The sequence below is a fragment of the Desulfosporosinus sp. genome (assembly GCF_014237355.1).
GTDB lineage: Bacteria > Bacillota > Desulfitobacteriia > Desulfitobacteriales > Desulfitobacteriaceae > Desulfosporosinus.
In genome coordinates this window covers 112,627-132,837 of the sequence record NZ_JABZFS010000013.1, presented here as the reverse complement: position 1 = coordinate 132,837, position 20,211 = coordinate 112,627, and the positions used below count along the sequence as shown (strand labels likewise).

The window sequence follows — 20,211 nt, the reverse complement described above, 5'->3', positions numbered from 1 at the left end:
CGTTTTTGAACTAAACTATTTGTGTATACAGATTTGTAATTTATAAAAAGTTTAGAAAATTACAATATAAAGGAGGGAATTTTTGTGAACTTCGTGGTCTGCCTAAAGCAAGTTCCGGATACATCTGAAGTGCGTATTGATCCAGTTACTAATACCCTCATGAGAGAGGGCGTACCATCTATTATTAACCCCTACGATGCGCATGGTCTAGAGGAAGCAATTCGCCTTAAAGAAAAGATGGGAGGGAAAGTTACCATCGTTTCTATGGGTCCTCCGCAAGCCAAAGAAGCACTCAAGAAAGCAATGACTTACGGTGCTGATCGTGCAATTCTCCTGAGTGATCGTGCTTTTGGTGGTTCAGATTCCTTGGCCACTGCGTACATACTCTCCATGGCCCTGCAAAAGATTCATGAAACTGAACCCATTGACCTAGTCTTTGCAGGCAAAGAAGCAATTGATGGAGATACTGCCCAAACGGGCCCAGGAATAGCTCAACGCCTTGGATTCCCTCAATTGACTTATGCAATAAAAGTAAGAGAGCTCACTGATACAACCGTAACCGTAGAACGCAAAACAGAGAGCGGACGACAAATAGTTCAAGCCCAGCTCCCTGCCTTACTGACAGTAGAGAAAGAACTTAACGATTTGCGTTACGCATCTCTTCCTAATATGATGAAAGCAGCAGCCTATGAACCTGAAGTGTGGGATGCCAAGACCCTTCCCTTTGATGTCAAACAAATGGGTTTAAAGGGATCACCCACCAGTGTCTCTAGGATTTTCGCACCTCCCGGCCGCAGCGGCGGAGAAATTTTTGATGCGACGAAAGATCCTGCTTCAATAGCCGCAACCGTCGTACAAAAACTATTTCAATCGAATATAATCATGGTTAATCCCCTGGCGAAGGGAGGAAAGAGATAATGACCGTAGCTGTTGATAAGACAAAATGTATTGGGTGCGGCGCTTGCGTTGTGGAATGTCCAGTGGAAGCGCTTGACCTTATCGATGGGCTGGCAGTGGTGGATCCGAGCAAATGTGAAGATCACGGCAAATGTGTCCTTGTTTGTCCGACGAATGCACTGGCAATACCCAATCAATCCCCAAAAGCTAAAGAAGAACTTGATCCAAAAGCAGGTTCAGAATTCAACATTAATGATCCACAACCAGATGCTATTAAAGACTACGCCCAAGATAACGATAAAAAGACAATCCGTGCTCAAGTAACACCTGTTGCAGGTGGAGATGTATGGAGTGGAGTTTGGGTTATTATTGAATATACGAATGGCAAAGTAGCTCCGGTATCTTGGGAACTGTTGGGTGAAGGGCGAAAACTAGCCGATGCGATTGGATGCGGGCTCAGCGGAGTAATCACTGGCCATCAGATCGACAGCGTTATTCCGGAAGCCTTTGCATACGGGGCTGAAAAAGTCTATGTAATCGATAATCCCATTCTTAAGGATTACCGGACTGAACCCTATGCAGAAGCAATAACCAGCCTGGTTCAAAAGTATCAACCTGAGATTGTTTTAATGGGCGCTACCTCCATGGGGCGAGATGTTTTTCCAGCAATCGCAACAAAATTGCAAACTGGACTTACGGCAGACTGTACAGTCCTTGGTATCGATCCAGAAACAAAGCTTCTACAACAAACTCGACCTGCCTTTGGCGGAAACATTATGGCAACCATTCTTTGTCGCACTCGTCGTCCACAAATGGCGACGGTACGTCCAAGAGTTATGGCAATGCCGGAACGTGTCGATGGACGTGAGGGAGAATTAATTCAGGAGGAATTTACCCTTAGCGAAAGTGATTTCCGTACGAAAGTCCTTGAGTTTATCAATACTGATGCTAAAAGTGCATTCTTAGATAAGGCAGAAATTATTGTTGCCGTTGGCTTAGGTCTTGCTGCTAAAAGGAACATGGCAATTGCTGAAGAATTAGCGGATGTCTTAGGTGCAACCTTAGCTGGATCACGTGGAGCGGTAGAAGCAGGTTGGCTTAATCATGATCAACAAGTGGGGCAATCTGGGGTAACAGTTCGGCCTAAGGTCTATATAGCTATTGGAATTTCCGGCGCTATACAGCATCTCGTAGGCATGGAAACATCGGATTTCATTATTGCGATTAACAATGACCCGGAAGCAGCGATCCATAAAGTTGCTAATTACGGAATAGTCGGAGACCTTTTTCAAATAGTTCCTGCATTGACTGCAGAGTTTAAAAAACGCCTTCAGCATGGCGTGGCAAATTAAGGAGGGCAAACATGGAAAACTTTGATGTAATAATCATCGGTGGTGGTCCTGCTGGCCTGTCTGCCGCGATCAGTGCTGCACAAGCCGGTATGAAAACTGTCGTCATCGAGCGCGGTGATTATCCAGGAACCAAAAACGTAATGGGAGGTATTCTCTATACAAAAGCTACTGACATGGTTGTGCCAGAGTTTTGGAAAGAAGCACCCCTAGAACGTCCAATTATTGAACAACGTATCGCTATGTTAAGCGGTGATGAGTCCATCATGGCTGGGTACCGAGATCCGGCCTGGGGTACCGAACCTTATAATGCGCATTCAATCTTTCGAGTTAAATTTGATCGTTGGCTTGCCCAACAAGCGGAAAAAGCCGGAGTTATGATTATTCCAGAAACTATCGTCGAAGATCTATTATATAAAGGCGACGACGTTGTGGGAGTCCGAACCGGTCGTGCTGAAGGGGACCTGGGAGCAAAGGTCGTAATTATTGCTGAAGGGGTTAATAATTTTATAGCCGTAAAAGCGGGACTTGCCAAACCCTTACGACCAGAATCTGTGGCGGTCACCGCAAAAGAAGTCATTGCACTGCCTAAAGAAAAAATCGAGGATCGTTTTTGTCTTGAAGAAGGACAGGGAGCAACCATTGAATTATATGGAGATTCAACAGCAGGAATGATGGGTGTAGGTTTTATCTATACCAATAAGGAGTCTATATCAATTGGGGTTGGTGCCATCCTTCAACCATTTATCCGCAATAATTGGACACCAAATGATCTCCTCGAAAATCTTAAATCAAAACCCTATGTGAAACGGCTTCTTCAAGGTGGGGAAATTAAAGAATACTTGTCCCACCTGATTCCTGAAGGTGGATATACTCAGGTGCCCAAGCTTCATCGCCAAGGCGTGATGGTGGTTGGAGATACGGCGATGCTTATGAATTCGTTGAATAGAGAAGGCTCTAACCTTGCTATGATATCTGGTAAAATTGCAGGAGAAGTTGCTGCTCAGGCCATTAAAGCTGGTGATGTCAGCGACCATGCTATGTCAGTGTATGAAACCCGTTTGCGTGATTCCTTCGTCTTAAAAGACCTTCACCATTATCGTCATATGGGTAAGTTCTTTGAAGAAAAACCCCATCTCTTAAAAGTGTACCCTAAGTTATTCAATAAAGCTGCTAAGATGTATCTGACAGCCGATGGGACCCCTAAGAAGGAGCGTCAAAAGGAAATTATTAAGATGGCCTTCGAAAACCGTTCTAAAGGCGGGATAATCAAAGATATTTATGGAGCATGGAGGGCGCTCTTATGAAATTAGATGATAAGCTTTATTTAGTGCGCTTCAACACGGATAAACTAAGCCATATTAAGATCAATGACCCTAATGTATGCTTGCACCAGTGTCAAGATAAACCTTGTACCCGTATTTGCCCAGCCCATGTTTATGATTGGGACGAAGAAGAAAAACGCATTGCTGTAGGGTACGAAGGATGCCTTGAGTGTGGTACCTGCCTCATTGGTTGTCCCTTTGGCAATATCGACTGGAAGTACCCGAGAGGCGGCTTTGGAGTCTCTTGGAAGAATGGGTAAGCATGTGAAATCACCTTACTTCATTTAGAAAATTGTATTACTGAGAGAGCAGAGCGAGCTAATAATCTCCTCTGCTCTCTTTCTATATTACTCAGCTTCGTTGTAGGAGCAATTAAAAGTATAACTTTAGGGTCCTCTTTCACTCATGTCATCCTGAGCGCAGCGAAGGATCTAGATCCATCAGTCGTACCTCCTTAAGGATGACATAGCCCTTGAGTTGCTTTCATAGTAAAGATATGTATAGTAAAAAGACGCGTAGCTTTTTCTTAACAAAGTTTCTTTGACAGTCATTTCTACAATAGGTAGAATAGAGACGAAGGAAGGGATTAAGCTAGCATGGATAATATTCAACTAGAAGAGGCTAAAGAAAAAGAAATCCAACTAATAAAAAGACTTAAATCTTTGAAGCAGGTCTTAGTGGCCTTTTCCGGCGGAGTAGATTCTACGTACCTTTTGGCAGCTGCCCAAGAATCCTTAGGGGAAAATTGCAAAGCGGTTTTTGCCCGTGGGCCAATGATATCTCTCGAGGAAGAAAAGGAGGCGTTAGCCTTAATCGAACTTCATAATTTCCAGGTTGACATACTTGATATAGACATCTTAGCCCTTGAAGAGTTTCGAAATAATCCCCCCAATCGCTGCTATTATTGTAAGAAGAGACTCTTCCAGACATTTGTCGAATATGCTAAACTTCTCGATAACTCTATAGTGATCGAGGGAACAAATGCTTCAGACACTCAAGACTATCGCCCGGGCCGCATTGCTCTCCAAGAGTTAGGTGTTATTAGCCCACTTCAGGAAGTGGGACTTACAAAAGCTGAAATCCGCACCTTATCAAAACGTCGGCAGCTATCCACTTGGAACAAACCTTCTATGGCTTGTCTCGCATCTAGAATTCCATATGGAGATTCCATCACCATAGATTTACTTCAGCGTATTGAACAAGCCGAAGCCCTGCTTCATGAAAAAGGATACATAGAATGTCGAGTTAGAGTTCATGGAGAAATTGCACGAATTGAAATTCCTATCGAATATTTTTCGAGATTAGTTCAAGAACATACTGAAATCACAACTCACTTGTTAAAATTGGGTTTTCGATTTGTTACTTTGGACTTAATGGGACTGCGTTCAGGGAGTCTCAATCCGGCTTAACAGGAGGAAATATATGAATGAAGAGACCATTAGAGCCCTTCTTGAATCTGTTCAACAAGGTTCCTGTTCCCCAGATAAAGCGCTTCAGGAGTTAAAGGACCTACCCTATGAAAACTTAGACTTTGCTCGCTTAGATCATCATCGTGCACTGAGAACAGGGCAGTCAGAAGTTATTTTCTGTCAAGGTAAACAACCTGATCATATTATTTCAATCTTAAAACACTTAGGGACCAAGGCTCAAAATGTCTTGGCTACAAGGCTTGACTATCCGACGGCAGAAGTGATTCTGCCTCACTTCCCAGAGGCTTATTATGATCGACAGGCTCACTGCCTTCTTCTCAGGCCCCTTGCTGAGCCTACAATTCCGGGTAGGATTCTTATTATGACGGCCGGCACCGCAGATCTACCAGTAGCTCAAGAAGCCTGGCTGACTGCTCGATATATGGGGCATGAAGTCGATACTTTATTTGACGTTGGGGTAGCAGGAATACATAGGCTGCTAGGACAACGAGAACTTATGGATCAGGCAGACGTAATCATTGTCGTTGCAGGAATGGAAGGTGCCTTAGCCAGCGTGGTCGGAGGCCTTGTCGAGCAACCAGTTATTGCAGTACCTACCAGCGTGGGGTATGGTGCCCACTTTCAAGGTCTAGCAGCATTACTTAGCATGTTAAACAGCTGTGCCTCAGGAATCGGTGTTGTTAACATTGATAATGGTTTTGGGGCAGCTTCCTTAGCCTCTGCCATAGTACGCCGCATAATAAAAGATCGGTAGAGAGGAGTATTTATTTGAGCGTTTTATATTGGGATACCTTTGCTGGAATCAGCGGTGACATGGCTCTCGGATCATTGATTGCCCTAGGTGTTGATCCTGAAATTATTGTTAATGAACTTCACTCAATGGGATTAACCGAATTTGTGCTCGAGGTTCATAAACGGCAAGTCCACGGTATTCAGGCTACAGACATTAATGTTGTTCTTACTGAATCGTTAGATCATCATCACGAACCTGAGCACCACGCTCATAATACTAAACATGCGCATAATCATAAGCATGACCCTGCCCCTCATCATAAACGAAAACGCCGTCTTTCGGATATTCAGACGATGATCTTAAGTGGAAATTTATCTGAACGTTCCAGAAACAATGCCCTCAAGGTTTTTAATGTTTTGGCTGAAGCAGAGGCCCACGTTCATGGAACGACCCTCGAAGAGGTTCACTTCCACGAAGTTGGAGCAGTTGATTCCCTTGTTGATATCGTAGGGACGTGCATTGCTTTAGATCACCTGGATATTGATACAATAAAGGTGCCTATTCTACCTTGGTCTCATGGTTTTGTGAAGTGTGCTCATGGAACATTACCACTCCCGGCACCTGCTACACTTATGCTTTTAAAAGGGTATAAATTTCGTGAATCCGGAATAATTGGCGAACTTATTACTCCAACCGGAGCTGCTCTCGTGAGTGCCTTAGCAGAACAATCAACGTTTCCTGAGATGAATTTAATCAATGTTGGATACGGTTCTGGAAAAAATGATTATGGCATTCCAAGTTTATTGCGAGCGGTTTTAGGAGATATTTAGAGACAGAGGTGAACTATGTTCGCAAATATTATTCATTCGCTCCAACAATCGGGATGGAAGCTTGTCAAATTAGAAGGAACCTGGTTGTCTGCTGCACACGAGTCCCTTAAACGTGGGCTTCTGTTTGGAGATATTAATGATCTTCCTAAAGACTTTAAACAGTTGATCCAGGGTAATACCGAAGTTTCAAAATGGGATGTTATCGTTCTATGCCCTGAAGGGGTTGATTCGTCATTCCTTAGGGATAACAAGCATACAGGTCTTCAATTTTGGTATTGGGATACCCAGCAGGGGAATCTGTTACCATTTCCTCCAACCAATGATCCAACGATTCCCAATTGGTTAAAGCAGCTTGCCAGTGGTAATCCAATTTTTCACCAGCAAAGCAGGGGGAATAATCATACAATACCTTTACTAAGCTACTTCCTGCTAGGTATCAATATCATCGTGTTCTTACTAATGACTATGGCGGGAGGATCGACTGATCAACGTGTTCTTATTGCCTTTGGTGCGAAGGTCAACTCTTTGATTCAAGCAGGTGAAGTATGGCGCTTTTTTACTAGCATGTTTATTCATATTGGGCTAATGCACTTGATTTTCAACCTTTATGCACTATGGTCTTTAGGTCCCTTTATGGAAGAAAGGTTCGGGCGTTGGCGGTTCATTTTAATCTATAGTTTGAGTGGTCTTGGGGGCTCAATTGCTAGTTTTTATTTTTCACCAGCTCTTTCCGCAGGAGCTTCAGGGGCGATTTTCGGACTTTTAGGAGCTCTGTTATATTATAGTTTAAAGCGCCCATCCCTTTGGAAATCAGGCTTAGGTATGAATCTAGTAGTTGTCATTCTTATCAATTTTGGATTTGGACTCACTCAACCGGGCATTGATAATTATGCGCACCTTGGAGGACTGGTTATTGGATTAATCAGTAGTGTTTTTTTAACAAAGCCTAGTAATTCATCACATGATAAGAGTGTCTAAGTTGTACCAGAGTTTCATAAAAATACCACTTTTTTGCAGCGTATTTTTCCGTCTTCTGAGGACAAAATAGAATCAAGAGCTTGCGGTTTCTTAGCAAGGTGGCTTTGAAAAAAGTCATCGTTAGTTAGGAAAGCGTAAGTTCTTTTTCGGCAGGATCCTCGATTTGATTCGTAGCTTAATATGAAATCATCATTGTGAAAACTCCTATAAATTAAATTTTTAACATAAAAAAAAGGTAAAAAATCATTGATAAAATGTTGTTATGACCAAGAAAGGAGGGGACACTTTGAGAAAAAGCAAAACAAAGATCCAATATTTTTCACGGGATCGTTGGATTCAGTTAATATTACTGGTGATAATCCTGCTTGTAACCTGTAGACTTGTTATCCTTCAAGTAGTACAGGCGTCAGACCTTAAGGCCAAAGGAATAGAGCGAAGAACCATTGATCAAAGCCTAAGACCAGATCGAGGAACCATCTTTGATGCACAAGGAAATGTTTTAGCTCAAAGTATCCCAGTCAAGGAAATCTATGCTGACCCGAAGACCTTAAGCAATCTAATTGAGAAAGGTCAATTTAAACGAACTAAAGAAGAGGTTGCGAAGGAACTTGGAAGTATTTTGGAAATTGATTCTCAAGTTGTCCTCGATAAACTAAATAAGAATCTCTCTTGGATTAGCCTGGCACATCAAGTAGATATACATAAAGCTGATAATATTATGGATCTAAAGATCCCTGGAGTTGGATCCAGTGACGAAGAAAAACGTGTCTATCCCATGGGTATGTTTGCAGCATCTGCACTTGGCATCGTTAATCGAGACGGACATGGTGTAGAAGGGGTTGAATACTATTATGATAAGGAATTGTATGGTAAGCCAGGTTTTCAATCCGAGGAACAAGATGTTAGAGCACGCTCTATATTGGATGCCCTTAATCAAGGTGATCCATCGCGGCCCGGAAACTCCCTAACTTTAACCATAGACTCCACAATTCAGTATTTTATTGAACAACAGTTAGATGAAGCGCAGCAAGCGACTAAAGCCAATAGTGTTACAATTCTAGCGATGGACCCGAAGACAGGACGTATATTAGGTATGGGATCTCGTCCCTCATTTGATCCTACAGACTACAATCAAGTCTCCCCCGAAGTGCGCCGTAATCTAGCAATCAGTATGTCCTATGAACCGGGATCAACCTTTAAAATAATTACTGGTGCGGCTGCATTAGAAGAAGGAATAACTCACCCGGATGAAACTTTCGATGATCCCGGGTACCTGCGCATACCTCCGCTTTATATTACGAACTGGGACTCTGACCAAAAACCCCACGGGCAGCCTACCTTTACAAAAGGTATGCAGTTGTCTTCTAATGTCGTACTTGCGCAAGTTGGTATGAAGTTAGGTAAAATGACCTTTAATACTTATTTAAAGGCTTTCGGATTTGGTTCAAAAACAGGAATTGATATTTCCGGGGAAGAAAGTGGATTACTCCTTCCTCAAGAGAAGATTAGAGACATTGATATCGCGACTATGTCCTTTGGCCAAGCCAATTCAGTAACTCCTATCCAATTGTTGACTGCAATTTCCGCCGTAGCCAATGGTGGAACTCTTTATCGTCCCTATGTCGTAGATAAAATCACATCGTATAATGGACAGCTTGTGAAACAACAAGAACCCACCCCAATACGTCAAGTCATTTCGAAATCAACGGCTATGCAAATGACAAACATTCTAGAACAAGTTGTTTCCGATGGAACAGGACGTACGGCTTATATTCCAGGTATCAGAGTTGCAGGGAAAACGGGAACTGCTCAGAAAGTAGATCCAAGTACAGGGGGGTATTCTCAGACAGACTACATTGCCTCTTTCGCAGCATACGCTCCGGCAGAGGATCCTAAAATTGCTGTCCTTGTCATTATCGATACACCAAGAACTGAGGAAGGACATCAAGGGGGTACCTTGGCAGGACCGAGGGCGAAAGCTATTATTGAAGGCGCTCTCCAATACTATGGTCTTCCTGTAGCAAACGATACTGAAAGTACGGTCACCATTTTGCCCAGTGATTCTGCAGTTAGACCAACTCCTCAACCAGTTGTCCCTGAACGCACACCTGTTGCCGGTGAAATTGTGATTCCTGATTTAACAGGTATGACTATGCGGCAGGTAGGGGAAACACTGGCAAAATCCGAACTACATTTTGATTTTACCGGGAGTGGATTAGTAGTTCAACAATCCCCTCAACCGGGGAAAATAGTAATAAAGGGTACAACCATTGAGGTTAAGTTTTCTCCTTTACCATAATCATTACTAAATTAGGGAATGCTAGGATTACTTAATAAAAAAATGGAGGATTCAAACTATGCTTCTCGAGGAACAAATTGATTTAATGAAAGAAGAAATAACAGCGGCGGTACAGGCATGTATCCAAATTAAGAGTGTCAAAGATATAGAAAATGCATCCCCTGGTGCTCCATTTGGGCCGGGTGTTAAAGAGGCGTTAGATTGGACTTTAGCATTAGGAAATAGCTTTGGCCTTACGATTAAAAACGTCGAAGGATATGCTGGACATATTGAAATGGGCAAGGGTGAACTATTGGGAATACTAGGGCATCTTGATGTCGTTCCAGAAGGGGATGGATGGTCTGTACCCCCTTATAGTGGAACTATTCGGGACGGAAAAATCTTTGGCAGAGGTGCCTTAGATGATAAAGGACCAACTCTTGCAGCTCTCTTTGCTATGAAGGCGATTAAAGATGCTAACATACCCTTGAATATGCGAGTTCGCCTGATTTTAGGTACGGATGAGGAATCAGGCTGGGATGATATGGCCTATTACTTGAAGAAAGAAGAAGTTCCTCAAATCGGATTTGCGCCCGATGCAGAGTTTCCGGTGATCCATGCAGAGAAAGGAATACTCCATCTGGAATTAAGTAAATCCTATATGACCTCATTCCCACATCTAGTTCGTATCCAGGGCGGAGAACGAGCGAATGTCGTGCCGGATCGATGTGACGTAACTTTAAAGGAAATCTCATATACTAATTTGGTTAACCAGTTAAAGAATTTCTCTTTCCCAGAAGGGGTTAGCGGAAATCTTGAGAGCCAAGAATCAGAGCAAGAGGTTAAGCTGGTTTTCAAGGGAGTTAGCTCACACGGAAGCCTCCCCCAGAATGGAAAAAATGCAGTGCTTTATGCCTTGCGATTTCTGAGGACATTACCCCTTAGCTCTGAGGAAAAGCAAACCCTTGATTTTATGTTGACCTACCCTGGTACAGGTTTTTATGGTGAAGGATTTGGAGTTGCGCTAAGTGATGAACCCTCTGGTAAACTATCCCTCAGCCTGGGTATTTTAGATTTGACGTCAGAAAATCTTCGCTTCGTATTAGATATTCGCTATCCAGTTACCTACCAGCGTGACGATGTTTTTCTGCCAATTGAAAAGATAGCTCAAAGCGAAGGATTTACTATTAAGATTCTAAGCCATCAAGAACCTCATCATGTCCCAAAAGACAGTCCTTTAGTTCAATCCTTGCTGAAAGCCTATTCTGATGTGACTGGGCTGGAGCCCTTTGCTTTTGCTATTGGCGGGGGAACCTATGCTAAAGTGCTTCCTCAAGGAGTCGCCTTTGGGCCCACTTTTCCTGGTGAGCCGGAAGTAATTCATTGTCCAGATGAATACATAACTGTCGAAAATCTTCTAAAGACGACCAAAGTGTATACTCAGGCTATTCTTAACTTAGCCGCTGACGTGGAAAATCAATAATGACCCTATCGATCTGCTAAAATTAATGGTTAATTAGTTAATTATTTGTATGACAGCTCATGTAGGACCAATGTCAAGGAAAAGTTAATGCACTTGCAACGTTACTGTAATTTGATTCAACTCCGTCTTTGACAGAGGTTACCTTAAAATACACAGTGGTGTTAGCCTCTATATCATTCAATTGAGCAGAGCTTTGAGGAAACCATTTACATTGCAATTTACTGCCGTCGCTATTAATAAATGAATAGAGAAATGAGTTTGGGTCATCGAGAGTGTAGTATATATGGTAATAATCGGCATCACTAATCTGATCCCATTGAATCGTTATTTGGCTGCTGGAAATAGGGGTCGCAACCAAGTTAGTTGGAGCAGAGGGCTTATTTGTCTGGTCTGTATCGGGAAGGGTCAATAAATATTCCACAACACTATCTGGAACTACCACGCTGCCACCGAATACATAAGGAACTCCATCATTATATTGATTGAGTTTATCAACTGTAAATTGTCTAGTAATTAAAGGTGGGTTATCATTCACTAAAACTATGGGTAGTTCTTTCTTTGCCGCATATGCAGCACCAGTTAACGCATCGGCATATCCTTCGCCCGTTGTTAGGCAAAAATCCTTTGAGCTAAATAAATGATCAAATTCAGTATTAACGTTGATATTGCGTTCGTATTTATCAACACCTACAACGATTCTTTCTGAACCAGGAAATTGATCAACGAGGTTATCGGATATAATGGTCGAATCACCGACAACATAGGATTTGTTAATCTTGTTTGTTGATAGATATGCTTGCACCGAAGCTGGCAAATAATCCTTTGGCACGAGTATGATCGGCGTTTGTTTTAAGGCGGCGATGGGACCAATCGACAGGGCATCCGGATAATCTTCTCCCGTAACTATCATGATTTCAGTAGGAGAAGGGAATTGTTCTGCTATCTTAATAGCGGTATCATATCGATCGCGACCAGCAACGCGGGTCACGCTAATTTTCATCCCCTGTAATTCCGTATCAATTGAGGAGGGTATTACTGCTGTACCTCCGATGATAAAGACATTCTTAACCTGTAGGCGGATTAAAGTTTCCTTAGTGACGGTTGGTAAGCTATTCCCACTGGTTAATAGTATTGGAGCATCATATTTTTTGGCAAGAGGAACCGCACTAAGCGCATCAGGGTAGTTTTCCCCAAATGCCAGTAATGCGTAATCGGATTGTTGCCAGCCATCCTGAACAATTAAGGCAGATGTGTCATATTTGGTTTCCCCTGCAAGTCTTTTGGCAGTCGAAGCATAAGCAATCGAAGTGAAAGAATACATGAACGCAAAGACAAAAATAAGCACAAACCTCTTTTTCAATATACTTCCCTACTTTCAAAGTTAGTTTAGGAAAGGTCCACTCTGTAACTCTTCCACAAACTTACGCAATTTCCTGCAATTCGACAGGATTAACGGTTATACGATTAATTTTTATGATGGAGGACTCACTTAGAATCGATTGGGAAAAGACTTCAGATTCTAAAATTGCTAACTCCGACTTGTAAGTTCTGGGCTAGGTTAGTCAGACTCTGACAAGAAAGGTTAATCTCATCGAAGGTAGCCGCGAATTCATCAATTGCCGCGGATACATTAGCCGCTTGTTCAGCGTTGTTCTGACTAACCGACCCAATCTCTTGAACCCCTGAGACGATTTGTTGACTGCCGCCTGTCATTTGTTGTATGGAAGAAGCAATTCCGCTTACTTGTTCGGAAACTTCATTAACCATCGTTAGAATATCACTTAGGGCGTAATCCACTTTGTTCACCATTTTGATTCCCTCGTTGACGTGACCTTCTTCCGACTCTATCGAAACAATAGCGTGAGCGATGTTATGTCTGTTTAATACAACTAACGCTGTGATTTGCCCGGTGGCAGCTTTTGCTTTTTCTGCCAATTTACGAACCTCTTCAGCCACTACGGAGAAACCACGCCCATGTTCACCCGCCCGGGCGGCTTCAATAGCAGCGTTTAATGCGAGAAGGTTTGTTTGTTCTGTAATACCTGATATTAAGTTCGCAATGTCAGCTATTTGTTCGGAGCTATCTGCTAGCGAAGAGATAGCTTCTTTAACAACTTGAGTGCCCTTGCTTATGTTAGCCATTTGATCAACAGCTTGGGTGAGTGCTCTTTGCCCATCTTCAGTAGAAATAGCAGATTTAGACGTTAATGCTGTTACGCGTTGACCTACCTCAGCAACCGATTGAATGTTAGCATTTATTTGTTCTATAGCTACTACGGTCTCACTGACTGCTTCAGCTTGTTTTTCTGTACCATATGCTACCTCTGCGACTGCAACTGCGATTTGCCTGGTGGCCTTCGAGCCTTGTTCAGTAATCGCTAAAAGCTGGTGGGCAGAGGAAGTAACTTCTTCCGATGACTCTGAAACTCGTCTTATGAGATTAGAAAGTGCAACTGTCATCTGATTAAAAGCCTGAGCTAATAATCCCGCTTCATCCCTGGATTGGGTTCTGCTCTTGGTGAGCTGAAGATTACCTGCTGCGACTTCTTGAACATTTGCTAGCATTATTTGTAGAGGTTTGGAGATTGCCCGAGCTACTAGAGCCCCAATGAAAATTGCGAGAATTGCAGCGGCAAGAGGAGATCCAAACAACATTTTTTCTGCATTGTCAAAGTTATAGTTTTCGCGGACAATGGTACTTTTTGCTTTTTGAGCGCTATAGTCCACTAGTTCTGGAAGAAGGGTATTAATTTCGTCTAAATGTTGGGTAACATTATTTGAAAAACTGTTATAGGCCGCTTCATTATCACCACTCTCCACTAGAGAAACAATTCCTTGCCATTCTTCTTCGTATTTTTGCAGAGCGTCTCTCACCTGAGCTAGCTTTGCAACTTCAAAGGGTTCTTTGGCGAGGGGGGTATAATTGTCTAGGGATTCTAGAATGAAGCCTTTAAGTACGGAGGTCTGAATGAGTAGGCTTTGTTTGTTTAAAGAGTCAAGAGGGGCTAAAAGATACTCTATATTAACACTACGAATCATTCGAACATTGGCATTGGTCTCATTGATTAGTTTTACAGACATCAAGGAATTTGAATAGATTTCGTTCATGGCAACGTTGACTTGACGATAATGATAGTAACCCATAGAACTTAATCCGATCATAAAGATAACCATGACAAGGACTAAAGCATTAATTTTGTGAAAGGTTTTCCAGTTATTTAACCACTTCATTTAGAGTATTCCTCCTATCGTAGTAAAAAAGTGTTACCGCCTAGGACTTTAACTTCTTTCTTTATTTGGGCAGCTCGTTCAGAAACGAGTAAAGGGGTCCAAATCTGATCAGTGTTGTTAATGATTAAGCAGGCTAGGGCAACACTTAGGTTTTCAGCTCCTGGTAAATGCTCGCATATTTGTTCAAATTGGGAGAGTATTTTAACGGCTAGCTTTTCTAGGTCTGAGGGTGGAGAGATTAGAATAAAATCGTCCCCCCCAACGTGTCCGATAAAGGTTTCCTCAGTAGTACTATAGGATGCATTCTGTAAAACCTCACTTAACATTTTGATAACGACATCTCCCTGTTGGAAGCCATATGAATCGTTATAATATTTGAATTTATTTAGATCAACATAGATAAGGCCAAAGGGTGCATTCTGTTCTAAATGCTGTCGGATCTTCTGATCAATGAGTAAGTTGCCTGGTAACCCAGTAAGTGGGTTAGCACCTCGAGCGATCTGGATCTGTTTCTCAGACATGGTTTTGATTAAATTTGCTACTGAAACCATGCCGATCGGTCTGCGTTGGTTAGCTACAATAATGCCGTCATACAGCTGGGCATCAGAACGCTGCATGGCTATACTAGACACCACTTCCAAGGGAGTGGTGTCTTCTACTATGAGGGGATTTGTATCCATTAATATTGAAATAGTACGTTCTAAATAAAGAGAGTTTCCATAGCGTGTGCCTAGGGCTGCGAAAAGTCTGTCGCGTTGCATAACTCCAACTAAACGGGAGTCTTCGGTTATCCCCACCAGCCATTGATTTGGGTGATCACGAAAGTAAGTTTCAACGGCATTGACCAGGGTATGGGTATTGAAGAGGGGTAAGGGCTCAACAATGGAGAGAATAGGACTTTTTTCTATGGATTTAAGCCGACGTTTATGATCCAAAATTCCTTTAGCTGCGGGATTAATGCTCTTACGTTCAAAAGAGGGTTTTGCAATAAAATATCCCTGTATGTAATCAACCCCTAATTGGATCACTGTACGCATTTCCTCTGCAGTTTCTACTCCTTCGGCGATGATACGACACCCTATACGCTTAGAAAAGGTGACAAATGTCTCCAACAAGGCCCATTTGATAGGATCCGCATTCACTCCTTGTATTAAAGACCGGTCTACTTTAAGGAAGTCAGGATGTAGCTCCGCTACAGACTGTAAAGAAGAATAGCCCGCACCAACGTCATCTAAGGCAATTAGGTAACCCTGATTACGATAATGCTCTAAGGCATCACGGAATGTAGAAAAATCCTCTATGGCACTTCGTTCGGTAATTTCTAGTACTACATCCGTTGGACTTAATCCTTGTTCAGTGAGCAGTTTACGAGTATGACCAGAGGCAAACTCGGGGTCAATTAGTACTATAGGGTTAATATTCAGGAAGAGCCTTTCATCGCTTTGAGCAATAGAAGGGTAGGAGGTAATAGCTTGCCGCCGGCACAGTGTTTCGATTGGGTAGAGCTGCCCAATCTTTTCTGCAAATGGGAATAGGTCAGCAATATTGTTAAAACAAGTAGACCCTGGTATACGCGCCAACGCTTCAAATCCAAACACCTCGCCGCTTTGGGTTTCAATAATTGGTTGAAAAGCAGCTTTCAGGTACGTGGCGGGTTCTTCGATAAGGTGTGTAATCTCTTCGCGGCGAGCAAAAAAATTGGGATCCGGTTCCGATTTATTTATAAGGAAGGCTTCTTTCACAGCCGCATACAGTAAATAATCTGCGCTTCGACCGATTTCATTTACACATTGAGCAAGTCCCGAACGTAAGAGTATCTTCTCGTTAACTAGTTTCTTAATCCTGTGATTAAATCGTTCTTCCATCGGGAGAACCCATTGTTCAATGACTTCCGTAATATTCCAATATGTATTTTTTCCCGGAACTAAATACACAACAAAGTCATCACCGCCCCTACTTTCGAAATGAGAAAAAAGATAGAGATTGCGTTGCTGTCTAATCGAATGATTAATTTCTCGCTCAATTTCGTCTAGGATTTGTCTGCAGATTTTGTAACCGTATCGAAATTCAACCTCACTAAATTTGACGATATCAAGATATAACACCCAGATAGTTTTCTCTTCCCTTAGTAGACGGTAAAGCTTTTGTTGTCTGATATCGACTGACTTAAACATTTTTGAAACTCCTTCTTTCAACCAAGCATAGAGTCTGATTTCGAATATGTTTTAACGTACAGCCCTACAACAATAATAGTAATAGATATTTGTAAAGAAATGATGAACTGCATGTAAATGTAATGTTAAACTTTTATTCTTTAGGTAAGATTTACTATTTCATTAGGTGTTGTATCAAGGATTTTGTATCATTTCAAGGTTAAAAATAATCTCGCATAAATATCTTAAATTTAACAAGAATTAATTCAGTCTTAACTTAAGAATAATATGTTCTTTACAGTCATCCCTTAAAATGATCTTGAGAACAAAGGAGAGGTGTTGGCTAAAAAATGTATGAACGACTTATCGGTCAGACACTATCTAAGATGACAAAGCTGCTTCTTGCTTCTGCAGGCCCCTTACAATGTTTTTTAGACTCCCCAGGCTTAACCCACGTTCATTGTCTGGAACAGGCTTACAATGTTCTGAAACATGATGGAAAAGAGGATGTAGCTAAATTATTCAATTCACATCACACTTCGCTGACGAAAGGACTATACTGGGCAGACCGTGGTTGGAAAAACGTCAATCATTTTTATAGTGATCCCAGCAAACAAGGAATTATCGGATGGCCAGGGGCTACTGCTGAGTGCCAGTATTATTTCAACAAGGCTTTCACCTTTTTCCCGAATAACGTCTATAAAGGTATGTTCTTTTTAGGAGCAGCGTTGCACTTATTACAAGATATGTGTGTACCACACCATTCTTTAGGGGTTCTTTTCGACGGTCATAAAGAGTTCGAAACATGGGCTACTAAACGTTGGGATAAGTTTCCTGCAAAAAGTGGTATGTATATGCCTTTCTCTCACCCCGCTCAATGGATTGATCATAATGCCAGCGTTTCTGCCCCCCTATACCCCTTGGTATCACTTTGCGAAGGGTGTAACGCAGAAAGCTATACAAGGGCTTCTGAAGTTTTGATCCCTCTTACAATTTCCACTTCAGCAGGATTTCTGGATTTTGCGAGAAAACGCTTGTTAAGATTTGAATAGATCATTTTTCAGTTGTCGTTATATAGGGTGAAAGTGGTTTTGAAATTTTTGATGAAGTATGCTGAAAGGGGAGATACAGAGTTGAAGCAGTTAAGGATTCTCGTATTCTCTGCAGGGTTTGGAAACGGACATTTTCGGGCAGCAGAAGCTGTGATTGAAGGCATACGTATTAAGGAGCCTTATGCTGAAATTAACCATCTGGACTTTGGAGATTTTTTGAGTAAACGACTGAACGCCATGGCTAAACGCTTATACATGGAGATGATTAAACATACCCCGAGGCTTTGGGGGAAATTTTATTATAAAACAGCTAAACTGCAACCTAAGTCAATAATGCAGCGTTTTCTGAATCAATTAGGTCGTAGTGATTTTCTTAACTATATAAAGGGGTTTGAGCCAGATCTTATTGTATGTACTTTTCCAACAATTTCCTCGATGCTAGCCCAACTCAGGCTGGAACGAATTCTTCTTGTTCCAGTGATTACAGTAATCACGGATTATGCAGTTCACAGTCTTTGGGTCCATCCAGGAGTTGATCGCTACATGGTTGCTTGTGAGGAAGTTAAGGAAAGTTTAGTGTCTTGGGGAATTGAAGCGCAAAGTGTTCGTGTCACAGGCATTCCAGTCAGTCCCAAATTCGAAAGGGTAAAGGATCGTGGGCATATTCTTTTAAAATTAGGCTTGAGTCCGGATCTACCAACGTTTTTAGTGATGGGCGGAGTCTACGAGGGAGAAATCGTAAAAAGAATCTGCAAGCGACTCGCAGATTCTAAGGTTCCAATTCAGTCGTTGATTGTTTGTGGAAAGAATGAAAAGCTTTATCACTCTTTAGAAGATCTAAGTGCACAGACTCCTAACCTTATTGTGCGGTTTGGGTATGTTGACAATGTAGAGGAATTAATGGAGGTATCCAATCTGATTATCACAAAGGCCGGAGGGTTAACGGTTACTGAGGCATTAACGAAGCACCTGCCCCTTTGTATATTTAAGCCCATCCCTGGCCAGGAAGTTGAAAATGCACTGTTTGTGCAGCGCAAAGGCGCAGGGTTATTTGCAGGAACTGAAGAGGAATTGGAACAACTTCTAGATCGCTTATTAAGCTATCCAGAGGATATTGAACGAATGCAAGAAAAAGCAACGTTCGCTTTACCAGGTCGCTCCGCAGAACGCACCGTCGATGAATTACTTCAGTTAGTGTCACATTTAAGAATGAAGCAAAAAACTGGATAACTAGAGTTTGATACAACTCAATTGCACGAGGGTTCAAAAGAAGGACAATTAAATCCACAGATTTGGACTCTGCGCAGCGGAAAAGATGTACATTTCTATGACCCAGTAGAACTGACTAGAGTAAAGAAGATGTTGATTAAGGAAGGGTATCACTATCAACATGCGTAAGACGTTTGAATTATTTAACATTCCCTTAACGTAACCCTAATTCCTTGTTAACAATTGAAATATATAATGAGTAAAAAGTCATTAGAAAAAAGTAATGAGGTGATGTTAGAATGAAACTTTTGGTTGATTTGCATACTCATACCATTGCAAGCGGACATGCGTACAGTACTATAACAGAAAATGCACTAGCAGCTTCACACAAAGGACTCAAACTATTAGGAATGACAGACCATGGTCCAAGTATGCCAGGTGCTCCTGACCTTTACCATTTTGGAAATCTATCTATTATTCCAGATCAACTGTATGGAGTTAAAATACTGCCTGGCGTCGAAGCCAATATCACAAACCATGCAGGCGAACTGGATATGCCGTTAAGTTATTTAGATCATTTAGAACTTATACTTGTCGGGTTGCATCCGATCTGCTATCAGGGTGGGACCTGCGAACAAAATACTGAAGCGTATATAAAAGCAATGGAAAATCCCTATACAGATATAATGGTTCATCCTGGAAGACCTGATTTTGATATGGATTTAGAAAAAATTGCCCACGCATCGGCACGTTTGAATATTCCTGTCGAGGTTAATAATAGTTCACTGTCAACGATTGTAGATAAGGCTAGAGCGCAGGATAATTGTCGTTCTATTGCCAGGTACATGGCGAAGTATAAAGGTCCCGTAATTATAGGAAGTGATGCTCACTTTTGGGATCGGGTTGGTGAATTTAGCGAAGCAGTGGAGTTAGTTCGTGATGTCGGGATTTCAGAACATCTAATTCTCAATACTTCGCCTGAACGAGTCTTGAAATATTTGGCTTTACGCCGTTACCAACGCTCAGAATCAAACATTAAAGGATTTACTAGGCATAAGCAGGGAATTGCTTAGTAGAGAAGGAAATTCGGATTTTATTCCATTTCTTTAAGAATTGGTTGTAACATAAAGGGGTTGGTTCCTATAAAAAAGTGCCTAAAAGCATTTAAAAAGTATAATAACAGCCGTCTTCGAATTGATTTTGGGAGATAGCTGTTATTTATGTTAATTGACCGTTTATACGATCGATGATAACAATCTTTAA

At 41.9% G+C, this 20,211-nt stretch carries 17 protein-coding genes; 14 read left to right on the top strand and 3 right to left on the bottom strand.

What is annotated here, in order from left to right:
- The first annotated feature begins 84 nt into the window (after positions 1 to 84).
- The 10 genes from HGJ98_RS02610 (at position 85) to pepV (ending at position 11,303) form a co-directional block, all read left to right on the top strand.
- A complete protein-coding gene (locus HGJ98_RS02610; protein WP_291349444.1) occupies positions 85 to 918 on the top strand; it encodes an electron transfer flavoprotein subunit beta/FixA family protein in 834 nt (277 codons plus the stop codon).
- Positions 918 to 2,249, top strand: a complete 1,332-nt coding sequence (locus tag HGJ98_RS02605; protein WP_291349442.1) for an FAD-binding protein — start codon at positions 918 to 920, stop codon at positions 2,247 to 2,249. The genes HGJ98_RS02610 and HGJ98_RS02605 overlap by 1 nt, the downstream gene beginning before the upstream one ends.
- Positions 2,250 to 2,260: 11 nt before the next feature.
- Positions 2,261 to 3,553 (top strand): FAD-dependent oxidoreductase, encoded by a 1,293-nt coding sequence (locus tag HGJ98_RS02600; RefSeq protein WP_291349440.1) that lies wholly within the window; start codon positions 2,261 to 2,263, stop codon positions 3,551 to 3,553.
- Positions 3,550 to 3,831, top strand: a complete 282-nt coding sequence (locus tag HGJ98_RS02595; protein ID WP_291349438.1) for a ferredoxin family protein — start codon at positions 3,550 to 3,552, stop codon at positions 3,829 to 3,831. Before HGJ98_RS02600 ends, HGJ98_RS02595 begins: the two co-directional genes overlap by 4 nt.
- Positions 3,832 to 4,167: 336 nt before the next feature.
- Positions 4,168 to 4,980: an ATP-dependent sacrificial sulfur transferase LarE gene (gene larE / locus HGJ98_RS02590; protein WP_291349436.1), complete on the top strand. Its 813-nt coding sequence runs from the start codon at positions 4,168 to 4,170 to the stop codon at positions 4,978 to 4,980.
- 13 nt (positions 4,981 to 4,993) lie between these two features.
- A complete protein-coding gene (larB, locus tag HGJ98_RS02585) occupies positions 4,994 to 5,755 on the top strand; it encodes a nickel pincer cofactor biosynthesis protein LarB (RefSeq protein WP_291349434.1) in 762 nt (253 codons plus the stop codon).
- A 14-nt stretch (positions 5,756 to 5,769) separates the two neighbouring features.
- Positions 5,770 to 6,564 carry a LarC family nickel insertion protein gene (locus tag HGJ98_RS02580; RefSeq protein ID WP_291349432.1) on the top strand — a complete coding sequence of 265 codons (795 nt, stop codon included), beginning with the start codon at positions 5,770 to 5,772 and terminating at the stop codon, positions 6,562 to 6,564.
- Between the two features lie 15 nt (positions 6,565 to 6,579).
- Positions 6,580 to 7,542, top strand: a complete 963-nt coding sequence (locus HGJ98_RS02575; RefSeq protein ID WP_291349430.1) for a rhomboid family intramembrane serine protease — start codon at positions 6,580 to 6,582, stop codon at positions 7,540 to 7,542.
- Between the two features lie 262 nt (positions 7,543 to 7,804).
- The gene (locus tag HGJ98_RS02570; RefSeq protein ID WP_291349428.1) at positions 7,805 to 9,841 is read left to right on the top strand and encodes a penicillin-binding protein; all 2,037 of its coding nucleotides are present in this window, start codon (positions 7,805 to 7,807) and stop codon (positions 9,839 to 9,841) included.
- A 58-nt stretch (positions 9,842 to 9,899) separates the two neighbouring features.
- A complete protein-coding gene (gene pepV, locus HGJ98_RS02565; protein ID WP_291349426.1) occupies positions 9,900 to 11,303 on the top strand; it encodes a dipeptidase PepV in 1,404 nt (467 codons plus the stop codon).
- Between the two features lie 73 nt (positions 11,304 to 11,376).
- On the opposite strand, the gene HGJ98_RS02560 is transcribed toward pepV, so the two are convergent.
- The 3 genes from HGJ98_RS02560 to HGJ98_RS02550 form a co-directional block, all read right to left on the bottom strand.
- Complete coding sequence (locus tag HGJ98_RS02560) at positions 11,377 to 12,663, bottom strand: cell wall-binding repeat-containing protein (protein WP_291349425.1); 1,287 nt, start codon at positions 12,661 to 12,663, stop codon at positions 11,377 to 11,379.
- A gap of 152 nt (positions 12,664 to 12,815) precedes the next feature.
- Entirely contained in the window at positions 12,816 to 14,534 is a 1,719-nt protein-coding gene (locus HGJ98_RS02555; RefSeq protein ID WP_291349423.1) for a methyl-accepting chemotaxis protein, read from the bottom strand.
- Between the two features lie 14 nt (positions 14,535 to 14,548).
- A complete protein-coding gene (locus HGJ98_RS02550; RefSeq protein ID WP_291349422.1) occupies positions 14,549 to 16,708 on the bottom strand; it encodes an EAL domain-containing protein in 2,160 nt (719 codons plus the stop codon).
- Between the two features lie 329 nt (positions 16,709 to 17,037).
- Here HGJ98_RS02550 and HGJ98_RS02545 point away from each other — a divergent pair, with 329 nt between their 5' ends.
- From HGJ98_RS02545 to HGJ98_RS02530, 4 genes are all read left to right on the top strand, one after another.
- A complete protein-coding gene (locus HGJ98_RS02545; RefSeq protein WP_291349421.1) occupies positions 17,038 to 17,739 on the top strand; it encodes a zinc dependent phospholipase C family protein in 702 nt (233 codons plus the stop codon).
- Positions 17,740 to 17,820: 81 nt separating this feature from the next.
- Positions 17,821 to 18,969 (top strand): glycosyltransferase, encoded by a 1,149-nt coding sequence (locus HGJ98_RS02540; protein ID WP_291349488.1) that lies wholly within the window; start codon positions 17,821 to 17,823, stop codon positions 18,967 to 18,969.
- Between the two features lie 21 nt (positions 18,970 to 18,990).
- Positions 18,991 to 19,137 carry a hypothetical protein gene (locus HGJ98_RS02535; RefSeq protein WP_291349420.1) on the top strand — a complete coding sequence of 49 codons (147 nt, stop codon included), beginning with the start codon at positions 18,991 to 18,993 and terminating at the stop codon, positions 19,135 to 19,137.
- Between the two features lie 110 nt (positions 19,138 to 19,247).
- On the top strand, positions 19,248 to 20,021 hold the full coding sequence (locus HGJ98_RS02530; protein WP_291349419.1) for a phosphatase: 774 nt from the start codon (positions 19,248 to 19,250) through the stop codon (positions 20,019 to 20,021).
- Positions 20,022 to 20,211: the final 190 nt, after the last annotated feature.